This window comes from Rodentibacter haemolyticus, from assembly GCF_015356115.1.
Lineage (GTDB): Bacteria > Pseudomonadota > Gammaproteobacteria > Enterobacterales > Pasteurellaceae > Rodentibacter > Rodentibacter haemolyticus.
Window position 1 is genome coordinate 2,072,941 of the sequence record NZ_CP063056.1, and the last position, 21,686, is coordinate 2,094,626.

The following is a 21,686-nucleotide window of genomic DNA, read 5'->3' on the forward strand; positions in this document are numbered from 1 at the left end:
ATAAAAACAATGTCAGATGTTTCCACCGTCAGTAGCGAAATGGCCGCTCTGCATAAACAAATTCAATTGATTGATGATTTACTTGGCGGTACAGCTCAAATGCGACATCGTCGAGAAAAGTATTTGCCGCAAATGGAACTGGAAAGCGATAAAAGCTATCGTAACCGCTTAAACCGTTCCACGCTTTACCCTGCTTTGAGTGAAACCCTCTCGCAAATGTGCGGTAGAGTTTTCTTTAAAGCAATTTCCACCGAGAATATCCACGCCACACTGCAGCAGAATTTTTTACCCGATGTAGATGCTCAAGGTAATAACCTTGATGTATTCTCGGCTCGTTGGTTTTATTCGGCGTTGGCCTATGGCGTATCCTATGTGTTGGTCGATTACACCCGCACGGAAAACGTGAAAACCCTTGCCGATGAAAAAGCTGCCGGTGCAAGACCTTATTTAGTGGAAATTAAACCGCAATCGGTACTCGGCTTTAAAACGGCGATCATCAATGGCAAACAGCAACTTACCCAATTCCGTTATAAAGAAAACGTGATTGAAGATGATGGCGAATTTGCGGTGAAAACCGTTGAGCAAATTTGTGTCTATGAAATTGGACGAGTGCGAAAATACCGCAAGCAACAAAACGGCTGGCAACTGGTGGAAGATTTGCAACTTTTTGCTCAAAACCGACCGCTTGCTTACATTCCCATTGTCGCCTTTAGCACCAATAAAAAGGGCTTTATGCTCGGCGAAACACCATTGCTTGAGCTTGCCTATCTGAATATCAAGCACTTTCAAAGCCAAAGTGATCAAGATAACATTCTTAACACTGCTCGTGTGCCGTTATTGGTTCGGGTTGGTATTAACAATGAACACCCAGTGAAAATCGGAGGCAGTCTGATTGATGTGCCACAAAACGGCGATTTACGTTATGTGGAGCATTCGGGCAATGCGATTACCGCCGGGCAAGAAAGCCTGAAAGAATTGGAGAGTCAAATGCGGGTTGCTGGAGCAAAACTACTGGATAAAACCGTACTGGCAATGACCGATAGCCAAGCTCGTGATGAACAGGGTAAAGAAATCAGCCAATTACGTCTATACGCCAATCAGTTTGAAGATGCCCTAGATTTAGCCTTGGAATATGTCGGCAACTGGCTTGGTATTCAGCAAGTAGGCAGTGTAGAGATTAGCGGCAACATCGACAGCGATTTTGATCCAAATCAATCAATGGATACGGTGATCAAATTGCAAAATGCCGGTACATTATCAAAACAAACCACTTTTGAAGAAGCCAAACGGCGTGGGCTGATTAGCGATAATCTACAATGGGAAGATGAACAAGCCCGATTGGATGCGGAAGGATTAGGATTAAGCGATGAAAATCAATTCAGTACAGAAACCGACACTTGATGAAAAAATTGCTTATGCCTTAACGGATCGTAAAATTCTGCATTTTCGCTATGATGCCCATTTACGACAAGCAGTTTGGAAACGGCTCAACCGCACACAAAAAGACCTGTTAAACCGCCTTTCCGCTGCCGGTGTGGAAGCCTTACCCAAACGGGAATTGGATAAACTACTCAGGGAACTAAAAGGCGAGATTGCAAAAACCTACCAAGAACTGACCGCTTACACCGACAACGAGTTAAGCGGTTTTTTATCGGAAGAAACGACCGCACTTCAAGCCCTGTACAACGATCAAGTCGGCTTTGATTTTTTCAATCAAGTTCCGGGTTACAAGCTAAAAGCGACCAAAAAAGCGGCCTTGATTGTCGGTGCACCACTTGAAGATTGGTGGGCAAAGCAAGGTAATGAAGCAGCTTTCCGCTTTGAAAGCACCATCCGGCAGGGTTTATTAGACGGTAAGCAAACTCACGAACTCAGCCAAGAAGTGAAAGAGCTATTCGACACATCAAAACGCCACGCCGATACATTAGTGATTACCGCCGTGGCAAAAGCTGCCGATGCCGCCCATCAAGCCTTACGAGATGAAAACCTTGATATTCTCAAAGGCGAAAAGCACCTTGCAACCCTTGATATGCGAACTTCCGATGTGTGCCGGGTGCGGGACGGTTTAATGTGGGACTTGGACAAAAAGCCCATCGACCACGATATTCCCTATCAACGCCCGCCACTCCACCCCCGCTGCCGTTCGATACTGCAGCTAGTAACGAAATCGTGGCAAGAACTCGGTATTGACGGCGTGGACGAACTGCCGGCAAGCACCCGTGCAACAATGGACGGGCAAGTAAGTGAAAACATCAACTACGAAAACTGGCTAAAAACCAAAACCACCGCCGAGCAAGATGCGGTACTCGGCAAGGGCAAAGCGGATTTATGGCGGCGGGGTGTGATTACGTTTCGGGATATGTTGGATCAGTCAGGAAGACCGTTATCCCTTAAAGCATTACAAGGGCATTTAGATCTTGGTTCAGCTATTCAACGGTTGTATGATCAAGCGGTTAAAATTGAACCTAAAATTACCGATGATATGCTATCCATTATTGAGCATTCAAAAGGACAAGCTGTCGGTTTAGATTTTCGCTTAAAGTCAATGGCTTCTCTAAAACGTAAGGTCGATACTGAAATCAATGACGGCTTTACCGAACAGCAAGCCTTATCGAAAATTCGTGATTTAATCAGATACACTGCGGTTTTTAATGAAAAATCATTTGTGGACGGCTATCAAAAAATGCAGGTTCTCTTGCAGAAAAATGGCTACCGTACAATTATTGTCAAAAATACTTGGCGGGATAATGCGGTTTATAAGGGGATCAACACATTTATTGAGAAAAACGGTATCATCTTTGAAATGCAATACCATACACAGCAAAGTTTTGACCTTAAAAATGGGGAATTACCGCTTGTATGAGCAATTCCGAGATATGAAAACACCACAAGCAGAAAAAGAGAAATTACTATTTAAAATGCAAAAATTAAGTAGTACAATCAAGACACTGGTCAATATTGAACTGATTAAGGAACAAAAATGACCTATCAATATTATCTCGTGAATATGGGCGATCAAAAACAGCAATTAGTACGGGGAAATCCCGATAACTGGTTGTCATTTGCTACATACAACCAAGCCGAAAACGATTGGGATAATACCCATAGTGCTTCTTGGGCTGATCGCCTATTAGTCAGCGGTTTTGATGATTTCTCCATTGTTTCTGAAAAAGAAGCCATTACATTTATAAAAACGCATTGATGCTAATTGAACAAGCCAAACAGTTAGCCTATCGGTTACACGCCAACCAAACGGACAAAGCAGGGCAGGCTTATATTCATCATCTTAAATTTGCTGCAGACCAAGTTGCTCATTTAGGCGATGAATTTGTTGTCGTGGCGTGGTTGCACGATAGCGTAGAAGATACCCATTTTACGCTAAACGAAGCAGAAGCCTTGTTCGGTAGTGTTATTAGTAAGGCAATCGATGCCATCACTAAACGCCCAAATGAACCTTATTTACAGTATTTAGAACGAGTGAAAGCCAATGAAATTGCACGGCAAGTAAAATTGGCTGATCTCAGCCATAATATGGATTTAAGCCGATTAAATTCATACACTGAAAAAGATTTGGATAGGGTAAAAAAATACCAACAAGCTAAATCATTCTTAGAAACCTAGCCTAGTGCTAGGTTTTTTTATTGCCTAAAACAAGGATAGGAAATGAACTTCCCTGAATTACCTAAATTTGATGTACCATTATTTGATGGGCGTTGCATTTATCTCTGCCGCAGCAAAGATGAATGGGTTAATGCTCATCAGTTTTTCGGCATTACGGCAGAAAAATTAGATCGAAAAGGGGCAGCAAATACCTTTCAATCCTTATCGGGACAACAAGATATTCATTTGCTGGGCGTGTTTGACGGGCAATCATCTACCTTAGCCCACGAAGCCGCCCATATTATTTTTGATATTTGCCATTTGGTCGGTATTGATGTTGAAACGAGTAAAGCCAATGAAACTTTCTGCTATCTGCTTGATAGCGTAATGCGGTTTGCCGAACCTTATATAAAAAAGCCGGCAGAAATAAAATAAACTACCAGCTTTAGATGTTTTAATTAGCGATTGCTATCAGGTGTACGATGGATTGGTACCCAAGAATGACCCGGTTGAGTTGTCGGTGGGGCTTTCTGATTATCTTTAATTGTTGTAAAGTTATCTTTCCGCCCACCTCGTGGTCCAATTTCTTGATAAATACCGCCATTTTTACCTGTGCTTTCGCCTGGCTTAATTTTATTAGTCATAAAATGACTCCTCTTGAATACCGCAACATTACGGCTTATTTCAAATAAGGTCATTTAGATCATTTTTCAACCTAATATTGAAAATTTAACCCAAACCGACCGCACTTTCGGAAGATTGTGCGGTTTTCTTTTATTCACGGCTTGGAAAAGCCCCAACCAATAGGACGGAAATCCAATGAAACTCAAACTTGATGAAAACGGTAATGTAGTGGTTCAAGACGGCAAACCGGTGTATGTCTATGAGGACGGCAAAGAAGTCGCCTACGATGTGCCGGCAGCAGCGGCAAAAATCACGGCACTTAATGCCGAGGCAAAAACCAATCGTGAACGGGCGGAAAAGGCGGAAGCCGATTTAAAAGCCTTTGACGGTGTGGATGTCGCAGCAGCGAAAAAAGCCCTTGAAACCGTCAAAAATTTGGACGACAAAAAGCTAATTGATGCTGGCGAAGCGGAGCGGGTAAAAGCGGAAGTGATTAAAACTTACGATGAAAAACTGGCAGCTGCCAACGGTCGTGCGGAAACACTCGAACAGCAACTTTATGCTGAAATTGTCGGCGGTGCATTTGCCCGTTCCAAGTTTATTACCGAGAAAATCATTCTGCCGGCAGATGTTGCCCAAGCCTATTTTGGCAAACATTTCAGCGTGAAAGACGGCAAAATTGAAGCCAAAGACAGTAGCGGCAATCCGATTTACAGCCGTGAACGTGCCGGTGAACTCGCCAACTTTGACGAGGCAATGGAAGTACTCATCAATACTTATCCGAACAAAGACACGATTTTGCGGGGTAATGGGTCGTCCGGTAGCGGTTCACAGGGCTCACCAAGCCAAAGCGGTGTGCCGAAATCGCTAGCAGATTGCAAAACCGATGCCGAGAAAATCGCCTATATGCAATCCCAAACGGCAGAATAATCTGCCCTAACCTTACAGGAGACAATTTATGTCCTTTGATTTACAGGTGTTTAATAAACAAACCCAACTTGCTTTGACCGAAACGGTCGATCAAGACGTTACAAAATTCAATGAAGCCTCCGGTGGCACGATTGTGTTGCAGAATGCCCCGGTAGAAGGCGATTTTGATATTCGTGCCAGCTTTAAAGCGGTAGCAGGATTGGTTCGCCGCCGTAATGCTTACGGACAAGGTACGGTAGAAGCCAAGCGCCTTGAGCAATTACTCAACGTGGCGGTAAAAGTCGCAGCGGGTACACCGCCATTAGAGTATGAGCCACAACAATACCATTGGATTTTAAAAAATCCGGAATTAGCGGCAATCACGATAGGTGAGCAGTTGGCGAAAGCACGTCTTGCCGATATGTTGAATACGGCAGTATTAGGCGGTGTAGCAGCAATTGGCGGTAATACAAAAGCGGTTCACGATGACAAAGCTAATGCGCCGACTTTCCGCACGCTAAATAAAGGTGCGGCATTGTTTGGTGATCGTTCCGGTTCACTCAAAGCGTGGGTAATGCACTCTACCACTTTACACAGCTTGTTTGAAAACGCCTTAACCAATACCGAGCGTTTGTTCAACTACGATAACATCAATGTGGTGCGTGATATGTTCGGTCGAGTATTTGTGGTAACGGACAGTCCAGCATTAGTGAGTGCAGACGGTTCTTACAACACACTCGGCTTGGTAGAAAATGCGATTTTGGTCGGTGGTAACAACGACTTCAACAGCGTTATCCTGCCGAAAGTGGGCGGCGAAAACATCGGAGCAACCTATCAAGCAGAGTGGACCTATAATCTCGGTATTCTCGGCTATAAATGGGATATGACTACCGGTGGAAAATCACCGAATGATACTGCTTTAGGCACATCAACGAACTGGGAAAAATCTGCTACCTTTGACAAAGACACTGCCGGTGTTCTCGTTAAAACGAAGTAACCTACAAACCGCTTGTATCACCGCAAGCGGTTTATTTTTCAAGGAGTATTTAAAATGAAGCGTATTTTGTATTTTACCCACGATTTTTCCGCTGAAAATATTGCCTTTGCTAAATCAAAAGGGCTGATTATGCGAAATTTAGGGGCTTATCATTCATCTGACACATTAGAAAATGCCGATGCCGTCTGCGGTGATGTGCCAGAGCGCTATCAGCATTTGCCAATTTTTGATTTAGGGCAAGGCAACGATCCAAACCTTGATCTCACCAAACTCAAAGTAGAAGAAATCAAGGCAAAATTGACCGCACTTCAGGTTAAATTTGAACCGAATGCCAAAAAAGATGACCTGTTAGCTTTATTAATTGCCGCTGAAAAAGGGGAAAATAATGACCCTAACGATCCCCAATGATAGCTATGTGAGCCTTGATGAAGCGGATAATTACCACCGTTTGCGTATTAGTGCGGAGGCGTGGGATGGATTAGATGAGCAAGCAAAATTACGGCGTTTAGTCAGTGCCAGTGATTTTCTCGATCACTATTACCGTTTTAGTGGCGAAAAAGCCGAGTCGAACCAACCGCGTCAATTTCCCCGTAAACTACAAACGGAGATCCCACAAGCCATTAAAGCTGCCGTGTGTGAATTGGCATTACAAACCGATCTGAACCAAAATCAAGCCCAAGTGATGTCGAGCGTGAAAGTCGGTCCAATTTCGGTGAGTTATGGTGATAGTCAATCCCAATCTGCAAATCGGTTTGAATATGTTAAATCGCTACTTAAGGATTTACTTGTTGACTCAAAAGGCTATGTAGAAATATTTCGGGGGTAAAATGTACAGACAACTGAAACAGATTTCGGCACAGCTTATTCGCCAATTCGGACTATCTTGTGTGATTAAAACTGAAAAATCAGGCAAATATAACCCGGAAACAGGTGGTGTTAGCAAAAAATCCACAGTAGAAAATAATGCGTATTGCCTATTTGATAATCTTGCCTATGATTTTCCGAGTTATCAAAGTAGCGGTAGTGGCAAAGGGGATTCGGCGATGGTTAAGCAAGGTGATGTGATGTTGTATATCACGGCGGAAGGTAAACCTGAGGTGCTATCAAAAGTTTTTGTCGATGATGAAACCTGGTCAATTATCAAATGCCAATCGATAAAACCTGCCGGTACAGCATTACTGTATCAATGCCAAGCACGGAGAATTAGCAATGGGGGCGTTTAGTGCGGACATTGGTCGGTTTATTCGATCGGTGGAAGAAAAGGCAGATTTAGTAATGCGTAAAACCGCCATTGATTTGACTGAAAAAGTGCGGTCGAAAACGCCGGTGGATTCCGGTCAATTACGTGCCAGTTGGACATCGGCAATCAATGCCATTCCAATCGGCTATGATGGCAATAATGATAGCGTTACGAGGGTTAAATTTGGCGATACTTGGTTTTTGGCAACCAATAAACCTTATGCACCGCAACTGGAATACGGACTTTATCCCAATCCACCAAAATCCCAATCAGGTAAAACCGTCAATGGCTTTTCCAAACAAGCGCCACAGGGTATGGTGCGTATTTCAGTACAGGAAACTATCGAATGGCTTAAGAAGGTTAAATTTTAATGAAAGCAAAAGTGCGGTCGATTTTACAGGCTCATCTTATCGATCTTGATAAATTCAACACAGCATGGGAAGGGGTAAATAATGACTTATCACTGCCTTATCAAACCGTTTGGCTTAGCTTGATGAGTGCAGCTACCGGTGCAATCTCAAGTCGTCCACATGCAGTTGAAACTGGATTGCTGCAAATCACGCTTTATTATGCCGCTGGCAATGGCACACAAGAGATCGAAGAACGGGCAAGTTTAATCCGAGAACATTTTTACGGACAAAGTCTGATTGATGACAATGTTCAAGTCGTTATTCATTCACCGCCAATTATCGGCGGTATTTTTTTGAATGATGATAAATTGGCATTACCGATTACGATTAATTACTCAGCTTACGAGCTGTAAGGACAAAACAAATGGCACAAGCACAGGGCGTAAAACGTAAAGTCATTGTGGCCAAAGAAAGCACTTTTGGCACAAAGGCAACGAAGACCACAGGAAAAATCATTCCCCGTACGGAAAGCACCTTAAATTCGGTGTTTGATTCCTTTTCAAGTGAAGAAATTCGGGAAAATATGCAACGTTCCCCGTCTATTGTCGGCTTTGAAAAGGTTGAAGGAGATTTAAAGGGTGAACTTGCAGCTGGACAATGGTCGCAATTTCTGGCCGCAGCGCTACGAGGTGATTGGAGCACGGCAAAATCCCCAATTATCAAAAAAACGGCTAGCGGTAGTGGCGAAAAACAAGGGAAGATCTTAGCCATTCCCGAAAGAAATCACAGCACAGATAGTTTCACTATTGAAGACATTTTCTCCGATATTAACTTAAGCCGTATTTATACTGGTTGTCGGGTTTCTAAAATCAGTATTGATATTCAGCCTAACGGCATTGCTTCAATGGCGGTGACCTTCTTGGGGCAAAAAAGTGAAGAAAGCCAAACAGCTTATTTCACCAATCCGACCGAAATTATCCAATCGCCGAAACTTGCCGGTGTAAATGGTCAGCTCTTGTTAAAAGGGCAAAAGGCCGCACTGGTTACCGGTTGTAAAATCGATATTGATTTAAATGCCTCGAGCGAACCGGTATTAGGTGCAAAATATGCGCCGGATGTGTTTATCGGTACGATTGCAGTCAGCGGTTCGTTTACCATGTATTTGCAAGATAAATCCATGATTGAAGCGGTACGCAGTGGGGAAAATCTTTCCCTTGCATTGCGTATGGATGCTGAAAAGGGCGATAATGCTGATTATATGAGTTTTATTTTACCTGGTATTAAAGCAACCAGTGTGGATGTAGATGACGGTGCTAAGAACCTTATTCAAACACTGAATTTTGATGCTTTCCCAGCAATTTATGATGCTGAAAGCACCATTGATGACGTATTGAAAAAACCGACTACGCTCATTATTCAAGACACATTGGCGTAATCAAAATTCTCACGAGCGGCTTTTGAGCCGCTTTTTTATTTTTAATCAATTAAGAGGATAAAATAATGGATTTTTCTAAATTAGATATTCAATCAAACGCACAACAAACCCACCGTTTTGAAGTGTTGCACCCTGTAACGGGTGAAAGCACAGGGGCATTTATTGATGTTTATGGCTCAGGGAGCGATCCTGTTCGTCAATATACGGCAAGCCAGTTGCGTCAACTACAAAAGCAAGAGTTTGAGAATAGCCGTACCCGTAAGCCAAAATATGTTGAATTAAGCGAGCTTGAAGCTCGCAAATTGGAAAATGCCCTTGTTCGTATTGCCGGTTGGGAAAATGTAAAATGGGGCAAGGATGAACTTGCCTTTACACCGGATAATGCACGCAAATTACTGACCGCCTGTCCTTGGGTGAGCGATCAAATTATTGAACAATCGGATGAATTGGGAAATTTTTTGAAAGCCTAGTCGATGGTTTGCTCGACTATGCAAAATCTGAATTTGAATTAGACAAAAAACCGAAAGGTTCAGACGCTACAAATCGTGAGCATTTACAAGCTATTCAAGAGGCTACCGGCACGGAGTTAAGCGAATTAAACCATCCGTTGCCGGATAATATAGTGAGATATTTGCTTGATTATTTCTACGAAATCGCCTTATCCCGTCAATATGGTATGGCATCTAATCCCATTTTGTATTCTGAAATTGAATCCTGGTGTCGATTAACACAACGGCACTTAGAACAATGGGAGTTAGAAACGATCAAACGGCTCGATATGTTGTGGCTGAAAGTCAATAATGAATAGCGTTCAAACAACATTAAATAGGTAATCATCTAGCTAATGTTGGATTGATTTTTGCCCGTTCAAAAGTGAGCGGGCTTTTCTTTTATCCCAAAGAAGATTAGAGAATGAAAACATTTAATTTCCCTCCTCAGTGGAATATGAAGCGGAAATCCAAGCCGGAAATTAACACAATTAAATTTGGTGATGGTTATGAGCAACGCAGTGCAAAAGGCATTCATAACGACTTGCGAACCTATGATGTCGTATTCAAAGGCGTTAATGCTTATATCAACCAAATCGATGTATTTTTAACAGAGCATAACGGCTATAAAGCATTTTTATGGGCACCGCCTCACTCAGGCAAGCAGAGTAAATTTAGATGTGATGAATGGGATGTGGAGGTATCGGAAGGTTTTGCGACATTAACAGCCACATTTCAAGAAGTCATCGCATAGATCGCTCAAGTTAATCGTACTTTGCTCAATTTATATTAAGGCAGGATAAAATGACTGATTTCGCCACACTTGCAATCAAACTCACATCTGATGGCTCCGGAAAAGTGCGGTCAGATTTACGGGGAATTCAAACCCAGGCCGGACAAACGGAAAAATCCATAGAAAGCCTTAATAAGGTGATGGATAATTTGAAAAAATTATTGGCTGTCGGATTAGGCATACAGGGGATCAGTTCGCTAATCCAAATGTCTGATACAATGAAATCCCTTAATGCACAAGTCCGTTTCGTAACGGGTTCAGTGGAAGAATATAATGCAGTTAATAAGCAGTTATTCGATATTTCTCAGCAGACTCGAGCCAGTCTTGAAGCGACAACAACGCTTTACACCCGATCTGCTCGTGCATTAAAAGATTATGGTTATAGCCAACAACGTATTTTAACCTTTACCGAAACGCTGAATAAAGCAATGGCGGTCGGTGGTGTTGGTGCACAAGAACAAGCCAGTGCATTATTCCAATTATCACAAGCTCTTGGTTCGGGTCGATTACAGGGTGATGAGTTCAAAACCATTGCGGAAGCCGCACCTATTATTTTGGACACTGTCGCAGAATATATGGGAAAAACCCGTGCGGAAGTTAAAGAATTAGCCTCAGAAGGTAAAATCACTTCCCAATTATTATTTGAAGCGATTACCGGGGCAAGCAAACGAATTTCAGCACAGTTTGAGAATATGCCCTTAACCTTTGGGCAAGCCATGCAACAAATGCAAAACGCCACACTAAAATTTGTTGATGATTTTGGTAATACTACCGGTGTTTTTACCGCACTTTCTGAAACCATATCACTTCTTGCGCAAAACTTTGAATATTTGGCTTTAGTGATTGGTGTTGTTACGTTAGGGCAATTGGGTAAATTTACACAGGGAATGCTTTCTTCTGCGGTTGGTACTCAACGTCAAGCCATTGCTTTTATGCAAACCTCTCAAGCGGCAAAAAATAAAGCTTCGTCTGAGTTGGCTGCAGCTCAAGCAGATATGCGTTCTCTTGCAGCCTCGTTAAAGTTGGCACAATCCGAGCAAACAAGAAACGTTATCCGTAACCAAATGGCGGCACAATCGCAACGAATTATCGCATTAACGAATGTCGAGGCAGTGGCAATGCAGCGTTTGTCTGCAGCAAAACAAGCGGCGTCAATAGGAGGACGTGCATTAAGTGGTGCGATGGGTTTATTAGGTGGCCCTGCCGGTGTGATTACGATTGCCGCAGGTGCATTATTTTATTTTCATCAGCAAGCAAAAGAAGCTCGTGCCAATGCCCTTGATTTAGAAGCGGCAAATAATCGACTTGCCGCATCATACGAAGATTTAACTGCAGCTGCCATTGGGCAGAAAATTGCTGAGCATACCGAACAAATAAAAAAACAACGGGAACAAGTGCGTCTTCTTAATCAAGAAGAAAAAAATGCCCAAGGGCGATTCGATCATAACACTTGGCTTGCACCGACCGAGGAAAGATTACAAAAAATCAAAGATGATGCCAAAGTTGCGAGAGAAATACTGGAGCGTGATATTGCGCATCAAAAAGTACAGTTTGAAGCGTTATCTAAAGCGATGATAAAACAAGGGGCAAGCTATGGTGAAATCGAACAACGGATTAAAAACTACGGTGTGAGTGCCGATGTATTGAATTCTGTTCTAAAAAATACAACGGAATACTTCAATGACAACGAGTTAGCCCTACAAGGATTGCAAGCCAAATATGATGCCCTAGGAATAAAAGTTAATGTTGCCGATATTGATTTCAAAAAACTGAATATGACGGCTTCAGAACTCAATAACATCCTGCCGCAGTCTTCACAGAAAGTGAATGATCTAGGTGGTGTATTTTCCTCTCTTACAAGCAGCATAAGTAACGCTATTGGTAATGTTGCATTATTCAAAGCGGCTATTACAGGCTTGCCGGGCGATGTGCCTGCAATCAGTGAAAAAGTGCAAGGCTTAATCAAACAAAATGAACTTGATGTAAAAATTTTAAAAGAAAAAGATCCGAAGAAAAAAGCTGAATACTTAGCACAGAGAAGCGTATCCCGTCATGAAGGTCTTGATGAAGCAAGTAAAAATGCGTTGTATGAAAGCGAATACAAAAAGTTTCTTGCTCAAGAAACGCTTGGAGGAAGTAAGAGCAAAAATAGTAAAGGCAGCAAAACCGATCGATTTGGCGATATGTATAGCGAATATACCTCGCAAATTGCGCAATTAAAAGCTGAATCAGCCAGTATCGCACAATATGGAGGTGTGAGCGTTTATAAAGAATACGATCAGTTGATGGAAAAATTAAAGACCGATCGTGAAACCTTTAAAAATATGACGACAAGCCAAATTGAGCAGCTCAAAAAACTTGCCAAAGAAGCGGATAAGGCGAATATGGCGAAACAGGTCGCCCAGTACGAATTTAATAAGAAAGACGAACTGGATCAAATGCAGTTTGAAATTGATTTATTAGATAAAACGACGGCGGAGCAAGATAGGTTAAATTACTATCGAAAAATCGATCAGGAAATTAAACAGCTTTCTATCGGAATGAGTGATGAATATGTCCAAAAACTGATTGCAGAAGGGGAAGCGGCAAAGAAAAATTGGGAAGAGCTACAAAAACTCAGAGCCGAAAAACAGCAAGATCCAATTGCCGGATTGCGTGATGGATTTGATAAATTCGGGAAAGAAGCAGAAAATGTGATGGGTAATGTATCGAGTGTTACATTAAATGCACTAAACGGAATGTCTGATGCCTTAACCAATTTTGTATTAACGGGAAAAATGGATTTCCGTAGCTTTGCTCAATCTGTTATCAAAGATATTACATCAATGATCATCAAAATGATGATATTTAACGCCATTAAAGCTGCGGGCAATGCAATGGGCTTTGATATGTCTTTTTTGGGTGGAAAAAGTGGCGGTGGCTATGTTGATTTTTATCGTGGTGGTTTAGTTGGCTTTGATGAGGGTGGTTTCACAGGTTATGGTGGCAAATATCAGCCTGCCGGCATTGTACATAAGGGCGAATACGTCCTAACCAAGGAAGCAACAAGCCGATTGGGCATTGAATATCTTGATTACCTCAATTATCAGTCCCGTTCAAAGCCACGTGGATTTGCAGGTGGAGGTGGCGTTGGCGTACCAACCTTGCCGACAAAATCATACCAACCGCAACCACAAAGCCGAATTGCCGTTAAAGTGATTAATAATGGTGAGCCGATGGAAGCGCAAGTGAGCCAAAAACAACAAAACGGGCAAATGGAAATTACCGTTGAGTTAATGAGAAGAATTGCGCGCGAAGAATCAAATAATGCCTTGCAGCAAAATATGCGGGCAGGTGGTATGTTCGCACGTTAATTATCAAAAAAAACGACCCCGAGCGTTAGCAGCACTCGGGGTTTTTTATTTACCCATTAAACAGGAATGAGTAATAAATTGTAATGAAGTATATCAAAACAAAGTTAAAAATTCATCTTTTAAAAGGATTAGATATGGAAACACAAACAACCCCTTTAATCCGTTTTGCGATTGCTTTTGCTATTATTTGCTTAGGGTTATCGCTTCTCACACCATTTATTAACGCAATCCGTTGGTGGTAAAAATGGCCCGCTAAAGTTGGCACAACATACACTGAAATTACTTGTGACTTTGAGGAAGAACCATAAAAACGACCGCACTTTTAGGTGCGGTTTTGTTTTATTAAATTCGGAAAATTCGGCTATGTCCTGTTGGCATTTCAACAGCAAGGCTTAATTTTCCGCCCATTGTTTCGATATAGCGTTTTAAGGTAGAAAGTTTTAGTTCATTGCCACGCTGTTCAATTTGCGCAACGGCAGGTTGGGAAATACCCAATGCGTCAGCAAGTTCTTTTTGAGAAAGCTCTAAGTCTTCACGTAAAGCGGAAAGCCCGGCTTCTAAGATAAGCTCTTCGGTTTTTTCTTTAATGCGTTGTTGTGATTCGGGAGATTGTCTTGCGATGAGTTCGTCTAGTGTGGTGTATTTTTTCATTTTACTTCTCCAATTCTTGTAAATAGGCGGAAAATTCATCATCTGCGATACGGAGCATTCGTTCATAAAATTTCTTATCGTTGCTTTTATCTCCGGCGCAAAGCACGATGGCTTGTCTTAGTGGATCGAATGCAAAAAATGCACGTAATGGTTTTCCTTTATGTTGAATACGTAATTCTTTCATATTGGAATATTTAGATCCTTTTATCGTATCTGCATAAGGTCTTGATAGGTGGTGACCGTATAAGCGCAGCATATTTAAAGTCGATAATACAGATTCTCTTGTACTTTCGTCCTGCTCATTTACCCAAGCGATAAATCGATCGGTAGCAATAACCACCCATTCTTTTTCAATTGTCATCTTATAATTTAATAAGTCTTAGCTTATATACAGTTTATAAGCTACGATTTATAAGTCAAGCATTATTTAAAGGAAAATCTATGCCACAACTCATCAGCCAACAATTCCAACTCGATCTTGCCAAACTCGAGCAAAATGCCCTCATTGAACTCTTTGAAGTGGATTTACGATCATTGCGCGACAAAGACGGAATGAACGGGGAACTTTATCGCTTTTATGCCGGCAAAAATGAATTATCCCAACCTATCGTTTGGCAGGAAAAAAACTATGACCCCTTTGGCGTGAAAGCGGAAGGTTTTGAATTATCAGGACAAGGGCCTAGCAACCGCCCAACCCTGACCTTAGCGAATATAAACGGAATGCTGACCGCACTTTGTGAACGGTTTGAGCAGTGTTTAGGTGGGATAGTGCGTAGACGCTTAGTCTATATGCACTATTTAGATGCCGTCAATTTTAAAGGGGGCAACAAACAAGCCGATCCTACGCAAGAAGCGATCAGCTATTTTGTGATTGAGCAATTATCCTCGCTTAAACGGGATATTGCACAATTTACCCTCGCCTTACCCAGTGAAACCGATAACGCTTTAATTGGTGCTCGAATGATTACAGCGACTTGTAGCTGGCTTTATCGTGGCGTTGAGTGCGGCTACACAGGACGAGCGGTTGCAGATGAAAAAGATCAACCTACGACAGATCCAAAGAAGGATAGATGCAGTGGGTTATTGACCGGTTGTCAACTGCGAAACAACACCCACAACTTCGGTGGGTTTGTGAGTGTGAATAAGTTGGGGTGAGTTGAATACTTTAAAGATATAAGAGGTTGAATTAAATTCGAGTTTTTTTAAGTATTTAACTTTCTAGAGAGAATTAAAAACTGTTGCGAGAGCTCGCAACGGTGTTTTTCTTTAAACCTCTTTAAAAGAAATCAGCTTTCGATTGTGGAAACATAATTCACAAATCGGGGGGCTGAATCCTTTCAACTCTTTACGAGATAATTTGCATTGTAATATCGTAATGCAACCGAGAAAAGAAAACCCGATTGCGACAAACAATCGGGCTTTTTTACTACCTAAAAATAATAGGGAATGTTATAAGTTAATGGAAATTATAGTTGAATTTTTACCCTTACTCAAGGAGTTAGTTATGCAATATGGTTTATGGCAAATAAGTCTTGCGGTAGCGTTACCTATCTTAGTTTTTGTATCCCCTAAGTTATTAAATTCTGTGGCAAATTTAATTAAGGCACTAAAATGAAGAAAAAAAGCAAAACTACAAGAAATATCAAGTTAGATATTAGTATTAATTTTGATGTTATTGTTTTTTGGTTGTTTATTGCGTTTTGCATACATCATTTTTTCTAAAAGTGCTTTACTCTGCTAAAAAAGTTGAGTAGTATTTACTCAAGGTCTCAAAAGCCTTTTCTCTAAACGGTTATTCACCCCGTCAGTGTGATTTTTTTGTATCCAAAATTTGTGATCTCTTTTCTCTTTCCCACAATTTTAAGATACAAACAACAATGTAAATCAATGATCGGCGGTGCGAGGAATACAACACCGCAAGGAAATAACTCCGCTAGATTTAGAGCTAGTTTTGAGCCGCCGATCACCCTAATTAACTTAGGGGAAACTCCTATCAAAAAGGAAACTCTAAAATGACAAACTTAACTATTCTTTCAAACAAAATCCGTTCTCAAGAAAGTCTTTATTCTCTTAATGATTTACATATAGCGAGTGGTGGTGATATTAAACACGCACCGTATCGTTTTACTCGTCTTGATACTACTCAAGAACTTATTAAAGAGATTGAAAATGAGCGATCACCAGATCTGGTGATCGCACTAAAATCAGTACGTGGAGGTCGCAATCCTGAATTGCAAGGAACGTGGGCTTGCGAAGAACTCGTTCTTTCCTACGCAATGTGGATTAGCCCTAAATTCCACTTAATTGTATTGAGAGCATTTTTAGCAATGCACCGAAACGAGCCGAAACAACTCGCCCTACCCGAACCTGAAAAGAAATTCACTTTTGAATTCACAGAAAGCGACTTACAAGAGATGGCTTGGGATTGGTTCGCTCTAGTCAAATGCGTAGAATTTACAGGCTATCTGATTCCAGCATTAGATGCCATTCAATCCAAATTCGCTCCACAAGCACACAGTATCGTGGCGGAATACGGCTCAATGCTACGCCGTCATCAATCCCTAATCCAAAAGCTAACGGCTCAATTTGAAGTCAAAACTTGGGGCGATGAAAACTGGAACAGAGTGCTACCCACCATTCGGGATAACGATATTCTTAACCCGAGAAAACGGCTACTACGCCACAATTTCTAAACCTTAACCCAAACCGACCGCACTTTTCCCCGTGAAAATCGTGCGGCGGTTTGTTACACCCTAAATAACCCTGAGAAATAGTTTTCTCGGGGTTTTTTATTACCTGAAATTCAATAGGAGGATATGTGAAAACATTAAAAGCAAATTTTTTAGGCTTGGATATTTTAGTGATTAATCATGAAAACAAGCCTTATGTTCCGATGAAACAAATTGCTGAAAATATCGGTTTAGTTTGGCACGCACAATTTGAGCGTTTACAGCGTAATGAAGTTTTATCACAAGGTATTCGTGTAATACGAATACCTTCAAATGGTGGGGAACAAGATGCGGTTTGTTTGCCACTTTACTATCTCAATGGATGGTTATTTGGGGTAAATCCTTCTCGTGTTAAACCTGAAATTAAAGCCAAGCTCATTGAATATCAAAAAGATTGCTACGAAGTGCTATGGGATTATTGGACGTTGGGCGTGGCAAAATGGGAAGATATTCGCCAACAACGTGAAGAATTGGAAGAAAATGAAAGCGTGTCTAAAAAACGCGGCAGTGAAGCTGGAAGAGCACTACAAAAGCGAAAGATGGAAAAGCACAATTATGTAGATAGTGTGCGACGATTAGAAAGAATGGAACAACTGAATTTTGCGTTTTGAATTGACCGCACTTTTATGTGCGTTTTTTTACGGAGCAAAGATGAACGAGATTGAACAACAGATCTTAACCTACGCCAAATCCAAAGAACCGCACGAATGTTGCGGTTTTGTTGTTTTAAAACAAGGGGAAAGCCAACCGCACTTTTTGCCTTGTGAGAATATAGCGGGCAATCCGGTAAACCATTTTGAAATCTCACCGGATGATTATCTAAAAGCGGAAGACTTGGGTGAAGTTTTGGCGCTGGTGCACTCGCACCCGAATGGCAAACCGGTGTTATCTCAAGCGGATTTACAAACGCAGTTATATTGCCAGTTGGATTTTTGGCTGGTGTGTGATGAACAAATTCACCTTTTCCCGAAAATCCCGCTGCTTATCGGGCGTGAATTTCATCACGGCAAAATGGATTGCTACACACTCTACCGTGATTTCTATCGCCTCGCGGGCTATGAAATGGCGCATTACGAACGTGATGATTATTGGTGGGAAGATGGCTTTAACCTCTATCTTGACAACATCGAAAAAGAGGGATTTGAGCGAATAACCGATCCGCAAGAGCTACAAATCGGCGATGTAGTTTTAATTCAGGTTGGGGCAGATGTGCCGAACCACGCGGCGATTTATGTAGGCGATCAAATGGTGTTACACCACGCACCTAAACGTTTATCAAAACGTGATCTTTATGACGGTTACTGGCTTAAACACACCCATAGTATTTGGAGATTTAAACAATGGTCAAGGTTAAATTTTACGGTGCCCTTAAACAGTTTGGCACTGAGTTTGAATTAGAGGCGGAAAATACCGCTGAAATTATTCGTGCGCTGATAACCCAAATCCCCAACCTACGCCATTTTTTACAACGAGGCTTATTTAAAGTGAGGATTGGGAAAGATTATCTTGATAGCCGCTATGTGGAAAAAGGGATGTTCTATCGGTTAAAGGACAACATAACGGTGCATTTTACCCCGGTGCTGAAAGGGGCGAAGAAAGCGGGGTTATTTAACGTTGTTGTCGGTGCAGTTTTAATCGCAGCTTCTTGGTATGCCGGTGGTGCAGCGGGTTGGGCTTATTTAGGAGCGAGTGGATACGGAATGGCAACAATGGCATTTATGGCTGGTGCTTCAATGATTTTGAGCGGTGTGTCACAAATGCTAACAAAAATGCCTGGTTTTGATAGCGGAAGGGGAGATGATAAAGAAAAAAAACAATCTACCTCATTTTCTAACTTGGGAAATTTAGTCGCACAAGGTCGCCCGGTGCCGTTGGCTTATGGGTTAATTCGTACCGGGTCTCTGATAATTTCGCAGGGGGTTGAAACAGTTGATGTAGATGTGAATGAGTCAAAAGATGACAGTGAGAATAATCGCCGTCCGGTAGGTGCTTTTGTAAGGAGATAAATTTATGGGTAAAGGTGGTGGACATACGCCTGTTGAAGCCAAAGAAAGCGGTCGTAGTAAGCAGTTTGTCAAAATCGTTGAAATTATCTCGGAAGGGGAAATTGCAGGTTTAGCCGATGGGATGCGTTCGGTCTATCTTGATAATACGCCGGTTCAAAACACTGACGGCTCTTACAATTTCAATAATCTGGAACTTGAAGGGCGGGTTGGTTCGCAAGCGCAAGGTATTATTTCAGGGTTTAATACCTCTGAAAAAGAAATTTCAGTCAGTACACAAGTGCGAAAAAAAACGGCGATCACCCGTACCGTAACGGATTCTAAAGTGTCACGCTTGCGTTTAACGCTAGGCGTGCAATCGTTATTTAAACAAGAGGATAATGGCGATACCAACGGAACAGCGGTGAATTTAACGGTGTATATTGGCGAGCAGTCTTACCCGATTGCGATTAGTGGTAAATACAGCTCACAATATTTACAACAACACACCTTTGCACGTTTGCCACCTGTGCCTTTTCGGGTGCGAGTTGAGCGCAATACCGATGACAGCACATCACAACGCTTACAGAATAATACGGTGTGGGCGAGTTACACGGAAATTATCGATACCGAATTTACTTACCCGAACACCGCATTAATCGGTGTGCAATTTGATTCGGAGTATTTTTCAAACATCCCTAACCGCACTTATGATGTGAAAGGGATTAAGGTTAAAGTGCCGTCAAATTACAATCCCATCACCCGTCAATATAACGGCTTGTGGGACGGTACGTTTAAAATCGATTGGTCTGATAATCCTGCGTGGGTGCTGTATGATATTGTGACAAACAAACGTTATGGTTTAGGGCAACGTTTGGGGGAATTTGGTGCGGATAAATGGACGTTGTATCAAGTGGCGCAATATTGCGATCAACTTGTGCCGGATGGTTTTGGCAGCAAAGAACCTCGTTTTACTTGTAATGCGTGGATAACAGAGCAGCGTTCCGCTTATGATGTTATCAACGACATTTGCTCCATTTTCAGAGCAATGCCGGTATGGAACGGGACAGGAACTCACCGTGGTAATGGACAGACCTACCGATCCGGTGTGGACCTATACCAACGCCAATGTTGAAAATGGTGAGTTTACCTATGCTTATTCCGCCAAAAAAGCCCGCCATAATGCGATTCAGGTGGAATATGCGGATAAGGATAACGCTTACGAAAAAACCATTGAATACGTCTCTGACGATGAATCCATCAGAAAAAATGGGTTAAATGTCAAAAAAGTGACGGCATTCGGCTGTACCTCACGCGGACAAGCACACCGCACCGGCTTATGGTTGTTGCAAACCGAAAAACTCGAAACCAAAACAGTCACCTTTACTGTGGGTTCAGAAGGGTTAATGCATATACCGGGCGACATTATTAAAGTGGCTGATGTGGATTATGCCGGCACGAATATTGGCGGACGGGTATTAGCCATTAATGGCAAAAAGGTGGAATTAGATCGGGAAATTGAAATCAACGGGCAAAGCTATTTTACTTATATCAATAGTGAAGCCAAACATCAGGACATTAAGATTTTAAACGTCTCAGGTAAAACTATCACCTTAGATCGTGAACCTGTGGGCTTAAACCAATACGGTGTTTGGTCTTTATCAACCCAACAAATCAATTCGCAATTATTCCGCGCATTGACTGTGAAGGAAGAAGAAAAAGGCAAATACACCATCACTGCTCTGCAACACGAACCGCAGAAAGAAGCGATCGTGGATAATGGGGCGAAATTTGAACCGAAAGAAACCACCTTACATCGCTACCCGAAATTGACCCATTTGGATGTCGCCACAGGTTTTGATGGCAAACTCTATATTAAGGCTGAAACCACGGGCGGTGAAGGTGTCGTGACCTACGATATAAAATTGCTCAAAGAGGGTCGTCTCTATCTCTTTAAACAGGGATTAAAATCACCGGATTTAACGCTTGATGATTTACCTAACGGAGATTATCAGCTGATTATTTATGCCAAAAATGGCAAAGGGCAGTTGATTAGTGAAAAATCCCAAACCTTTACTGTTGATAAACCACCTGCACCGACAGGTGTGCGCATTACAGGCGGATTGGGCGAAATCACGTTGGAATGGGATTGGGTTAACGACATTACGCAAACGGAAATTTTCGCTTCAGAAACGAATAAATTTGCCGAAGCTAAACGTCTTGCCAAAGTCAATGCCCGAACCTATAACCACGCAGTCGGCGCAAAACAAGTCCACTATTATTGGTTACGCCATACCCGCGGGCAAAATAACGGACCGTTTTACCAAGAAGAAGGACTACGGGGCGAAAGTGCGGTCGATATTGACGAAGAATTGAAATTGCTCAATGAAAAATTGGGGCAAAATATTATCAATGAAGTCTTTGGCACAGCAATGCCTGCTCGTCAATTGGAGATGATTAAAACCGTTGATAGACTGAATGTTGATGAGTACATAGGCTATCATCAGGTACATAACACCGTTGATGGCAAACTCT

At 42.0% G+C, this 21,686-nt stretch carries 25 protein-coding genes and 1 pseudogene; 23 read left to right on the forward strand and 3 right to left on the reverse strand.

Annotated features, from left to right (window positions below):
* Window positions 1-9 precede the first annotated feature (9 nt).
* The 5 genes from IHV77_RS09920 (at window position 10) to IHV77_RS09940 (ending at window position 4,035) form a co-directional block, all read left to right on the forward strand.
* The gene (locus IHV77_RS09920; protein ID WP_194811796.1) at window positions 10-1,401 is read left to right on the forward strand and encodes a DUF4055 domain-containing protein; all 1,392 of its coding nucleotides are present in this window, start codon (window positions 10-12) and stop codon (window positions 1,399-1,401) included.
* Window positions 1,367-2,863, forward strand: a complete 1,497-nt coding sequence (locus tag IHV77_RS09925; RefSeq protein ID WP_228550011.1) for a minor capsid protein — start codon at window positions 1,367-1,369, stop codon at window positions 2,861-2,863. The genes IHV77_RS09920 and IHV77_RS09925 overlap by 35 nt, the downstream gene beginning before the upstream one ends.
* 117 nt (window positions 2,864-2,980) lie before the next feature.
* Window positions 2,981-3,202, forward strand: a complete 222-nt coding sequence (locus IHV77_RS09930) for a hypothetical protein (protein ID WP_194811797.1) — start codon at window positions 2,981-2,983, stop codon at window positions 3,200-3,202.
* Window positions 3,202-3,621 carry an HD domain-containing protein gene (locus tag IHV77_RS09935; protein ID WP_194811798.1) on the forward strand — a complete coding sequence of 140 codons (420 nt, stop codon included), beginning with the start codon at window positions 3,202-3,204 and terminating at the stop codon, window positions 3,619-3,621. Before IHV77_RS09930 ends, IHV77_RS09935 begins: the two co-directional genes overlap by 1 nt.
* Before the next feature lie 42 nt (window positions 3,622-3,663).
* Window positions 3,664-4,035, forward strand: a complete 372-nt coding sequence (locus IHV77_RS09940; protein ID WP_194811799.1) for a hypothetical protein — start codon at window positions 3,664-3,666, stop codon at window positions 4,033-4,035.
* 23 nt (window positions 4,036-4,058) lie between these two features.
* On the opposite strand, the gene IHV77_RS09945 is transcribed toward IHV77_RS09940, so the two are convergent.
* Entirely contained in the window at window positions 4,059-4,244 is a 186-nt protein-coding gene (locus IHV77_RS09945) for a hypothetical protein (protein WP_194811800.1), read from the reverse strand.
* A gap of 175 nt (window positions 4,245-4,419) precedes the next feature.
* Here IHV77_RS09945 and IHV77_RS09950 point away from each other — a divergent pair, with 175 nt between their 5' ends.
* From IHV77_RS09950 to IHV77_RS10005, 12 genes are all read left to right on the forward strand, one after another.
* The gene (locus IHV77_RS09950; protein WP_194811801.1) at window positions 4,420-5,154 is read left to right on the forward strand and encodes a DUF6651 domain-containing protein; all 735 of its coding nucleotides are present in this window, start codon (window positions 4,420-4,422) and stop codon (window positions 5,152-5,154) included.
* A 28-nt stretch (window positions 5,155-5,182) separates the two neighbouring features.
* Window positions 5,183-6,130 (forward strand): major capsid protein, encoded by a 948-nt coding sequence (locus IHV77_RS09955; protein ID WP_194811802.1) that lies wholly within the window; start codon window positions 5,183-5,185, stop codon window positions 6,128-6,130.
* Window positions 6,131-6,184: 54 nt separating this feature from the next.
* On the forward strand, window positions 6,185-6,538 hold the full coding sequence (locus IHV77_RS09960; protein ID WP_194811803.1) for a hypothetical protein: 354 nt from the start codon (window positions 6,185-6,187) through the stop codon (window positions 6,536-6,538).
* A complete protein-coding gene (locus IHV77_RS09965; RefSeq protein WP_194811804.1) occupies window positions 6,516-6,956 on the forward strand; it encodes a DnaT-like ssDNA-binding protein in 441 nt (146 codons plus the stop codon). The genes IHV77_RS09960 and IHV77_RS09965 overlap by 23 nt, the downstream gene beginning before the upstream one ends.
* 1 nt (window position 6,957) lies before the next feature.
* On the forward strand, window positions 6,958-7,353 hold the full coding sequence (locus IHV77_RS09970) for a hypothetical protein (RefSeq protein ID WP_194811805.1): 396 nt from the start codon (window positions 6,958-6,960) through the stop codon (window positions 7,351-7,353).
* The gene (locus tag IHV77_RS09975) at window positions 7,340-7,741 is read left to right on the forward strand and encodes an HK97 gp10 family phage protein (RefSeq protein WP_194811806.1); all 402 of its coding nucleotides are present in this window, start codon (window positions 7,340-7,342) and stop codon (window positions 7,739-7,741) included. The genes IHV77_RS09970 and IHV77_RS09975 overlap by 14 nt, the downstream gene beginning before the upstream one ends.
* Complete coding sequence (locus tag IHV77_RS09980; protein WP_194811807.1) at window positions 7,741-8,133, forward strand: phage tail terminator-like protein; 393 nt, start codon at window positions 7,741-7,743, stop codon at window positions 8,131-8,133. The genes IHV77_RS09975 and IHV77_RS09980 overlap by 1 nt, the downstream gene beginning before the upstream one ends.
* Window positions 8,134-8,144: 11 nt before the next feature.
* Complete coding sequence (locus IHV77_RS09985) at window positions 8,145-9,155, forward strand: phage tail tube protein (RefSeq protein ID WP_194811808.1); 1,011 nt, start codon at window positions 8,145-8,147, stop codon at window positions 9,153-9,155.
* 65 nt (window positions 9,156-9,220) lie between these two features.
* The gene (locus IHV77_RS09990) at window positions 9,221-9,625 is read left to right on the forward strand and encodes a hypothetical protein (RefSeq protein ID WP_194811809.1); all 405 of its coding nucleotides are present in this window, start codon (window positions 9,221-9,223) and stop codon (window positions 9,623-9,625) included.
* Between the two features lie 8 nt (window positions 9,626-9,633).
* Window positions 9,634-9,963 carry a phage tail assembly chaperone gene (locus IHV77_RS09995; RefSeq protein WP_194811810.1) on the forward strand — a complete coding sequence of 110 codons (330 nt, stop codon included), beginning with the start codon at window positions 9,634-9,636 and terminating at the stop codon, window positions 9,961-9,963.
* Window positions 9,964-10,067: 104 nt separating this feature from the next.
* Window positions 10,068-10,397: a phage tail protein gene (locus IHV77_RS10000; RefSeq protein ID WP_194811811.1), complete on the forward strand. Its 330-nt coding sequence runs from the start codon at window positions 10,068-10,070 to the stop codon at window positions 10,395-10,397.
* A 50-nt stretch (window positions 10,398-10,447) separates the two neighbouring features.
* Window positions 10,448-13,789: a phage tail tape measure protein gene (locus IHV77_RS10005; protein ID WP_194811812.1), complete on the forward strand. Its 3,342-nt coding sequence runs from the start codon at window positions 10,448-10,450 to the stop codon at window positions 13,787-13,789.
* 342 nt (window positions 13,790-14,131) lie between these two features.
* On the opposite strand, the gene IHV77_RS10010 is transcribed toward IHV77_RS10005, so the two are convergent.
* Window positions 14,132-14,440 carry a helix-turn-helix domain-containing protein gene (locus IHV77_RS10010; protein WP_194811813.1) on the reverse strand — a complete coding sequence of 103 codons (309 nt, stop codon included), beginning with the start codon at window positions 14,438-14,440 and terminating at the stop codon, window positions 14,132-14,134.
* 1 nt (window position 14,441) lies between these two features.
* On the reverse strand, window positions 14,442-14,801 hold the full coding sequence (locus IHV77_RS10015) for a type II toxin-antitoxin system RelE/ParE family toxin (RefSeq protein WP_194811814.1): 360 nt from the start codon (window positions 14,799-14,801) through the stop codon (window positions 14,442-14,444).
* A gap of 80 nt (window positions 14,802-14,881) precedes the next feature.
* Here IHV77_RS10015 and IHV77_RS10020 point away from each other — a divergent pair, with 80 nt between their 5' ends.
* The 6 genes and pseudogenes from IHV77_RS10020 to IHV77_RS12120 form a co-directional block, all read left to right on the forward strand.
* Complete coding sequence (locus IHV77_RS10020; protein WP_194811815.1) at window positions 14,882-15,595, forward strand: phage minor tail protein L; 714 nt, start codon at window positions 14,882-14,884, stop codon at window positions 15,593-15,595.
* An 857-nt stretch (window positions 15,596-16,452) separates the two neighbouring features.
* Entirely contained in the window at window positions 16,453-17,133 is a 681-nt protein-coding gene (locus IHV77_RS10025) for a P22AR C-terminal domain-containing protein (RefSeq protein ID WP_194811816.1), read from the forward strand.
* A 125-nt stretch (window positions 17,134-17,258) separates the two neighbouring features.
* On the forward strand, window positions 17,259-17,780 hold the full coding sequence (locus IHV77_RS10030; protein WP_194811817.1) for a phage antirepressor N-terminal domain-containing protein: 522 nt from the start codon (window positions 17,259-17,261) through the stop codon (window positions 17,778-17,780).
* 40 nt (window positions 17,781-17,820) lie between these two features.
* A complete protein-coding gene (locus tag IHV77_RS10035) occupies window positions 17,821-18,567 on the forward strand; it encodes a C40 family peptidase (RefSeq protein WP_194811818.1) in 747 nt (248 codons plus the stop codon).
* Window positions 18,510-19,175 (forward strand): tail assembly protein, encoded by a 666-nt coding sequence (locus IHV77_RS10040; RefSeq protein ID WP_194811819.1) that lies wholly within the window; start codon window positions 18,510-18,512, stop codon window positions 19,173-19,175. The genes IHV77_RS10035 and IHV77_RS10040 overlap by 58 nt, the downstream gene beginning before the upstream one ends.
* 4 nt (window positions 19,176-19,179) lie before the next feature.
* Window positions 19,180-20,968, forward strand: a pseudogene (locus tag IHV77_RS12120) (host specificity protein J); the annotation flags it as partial.
* Between the last annotated feature and the right edge of the window lie 718 nt (window positions 20,969-21,686).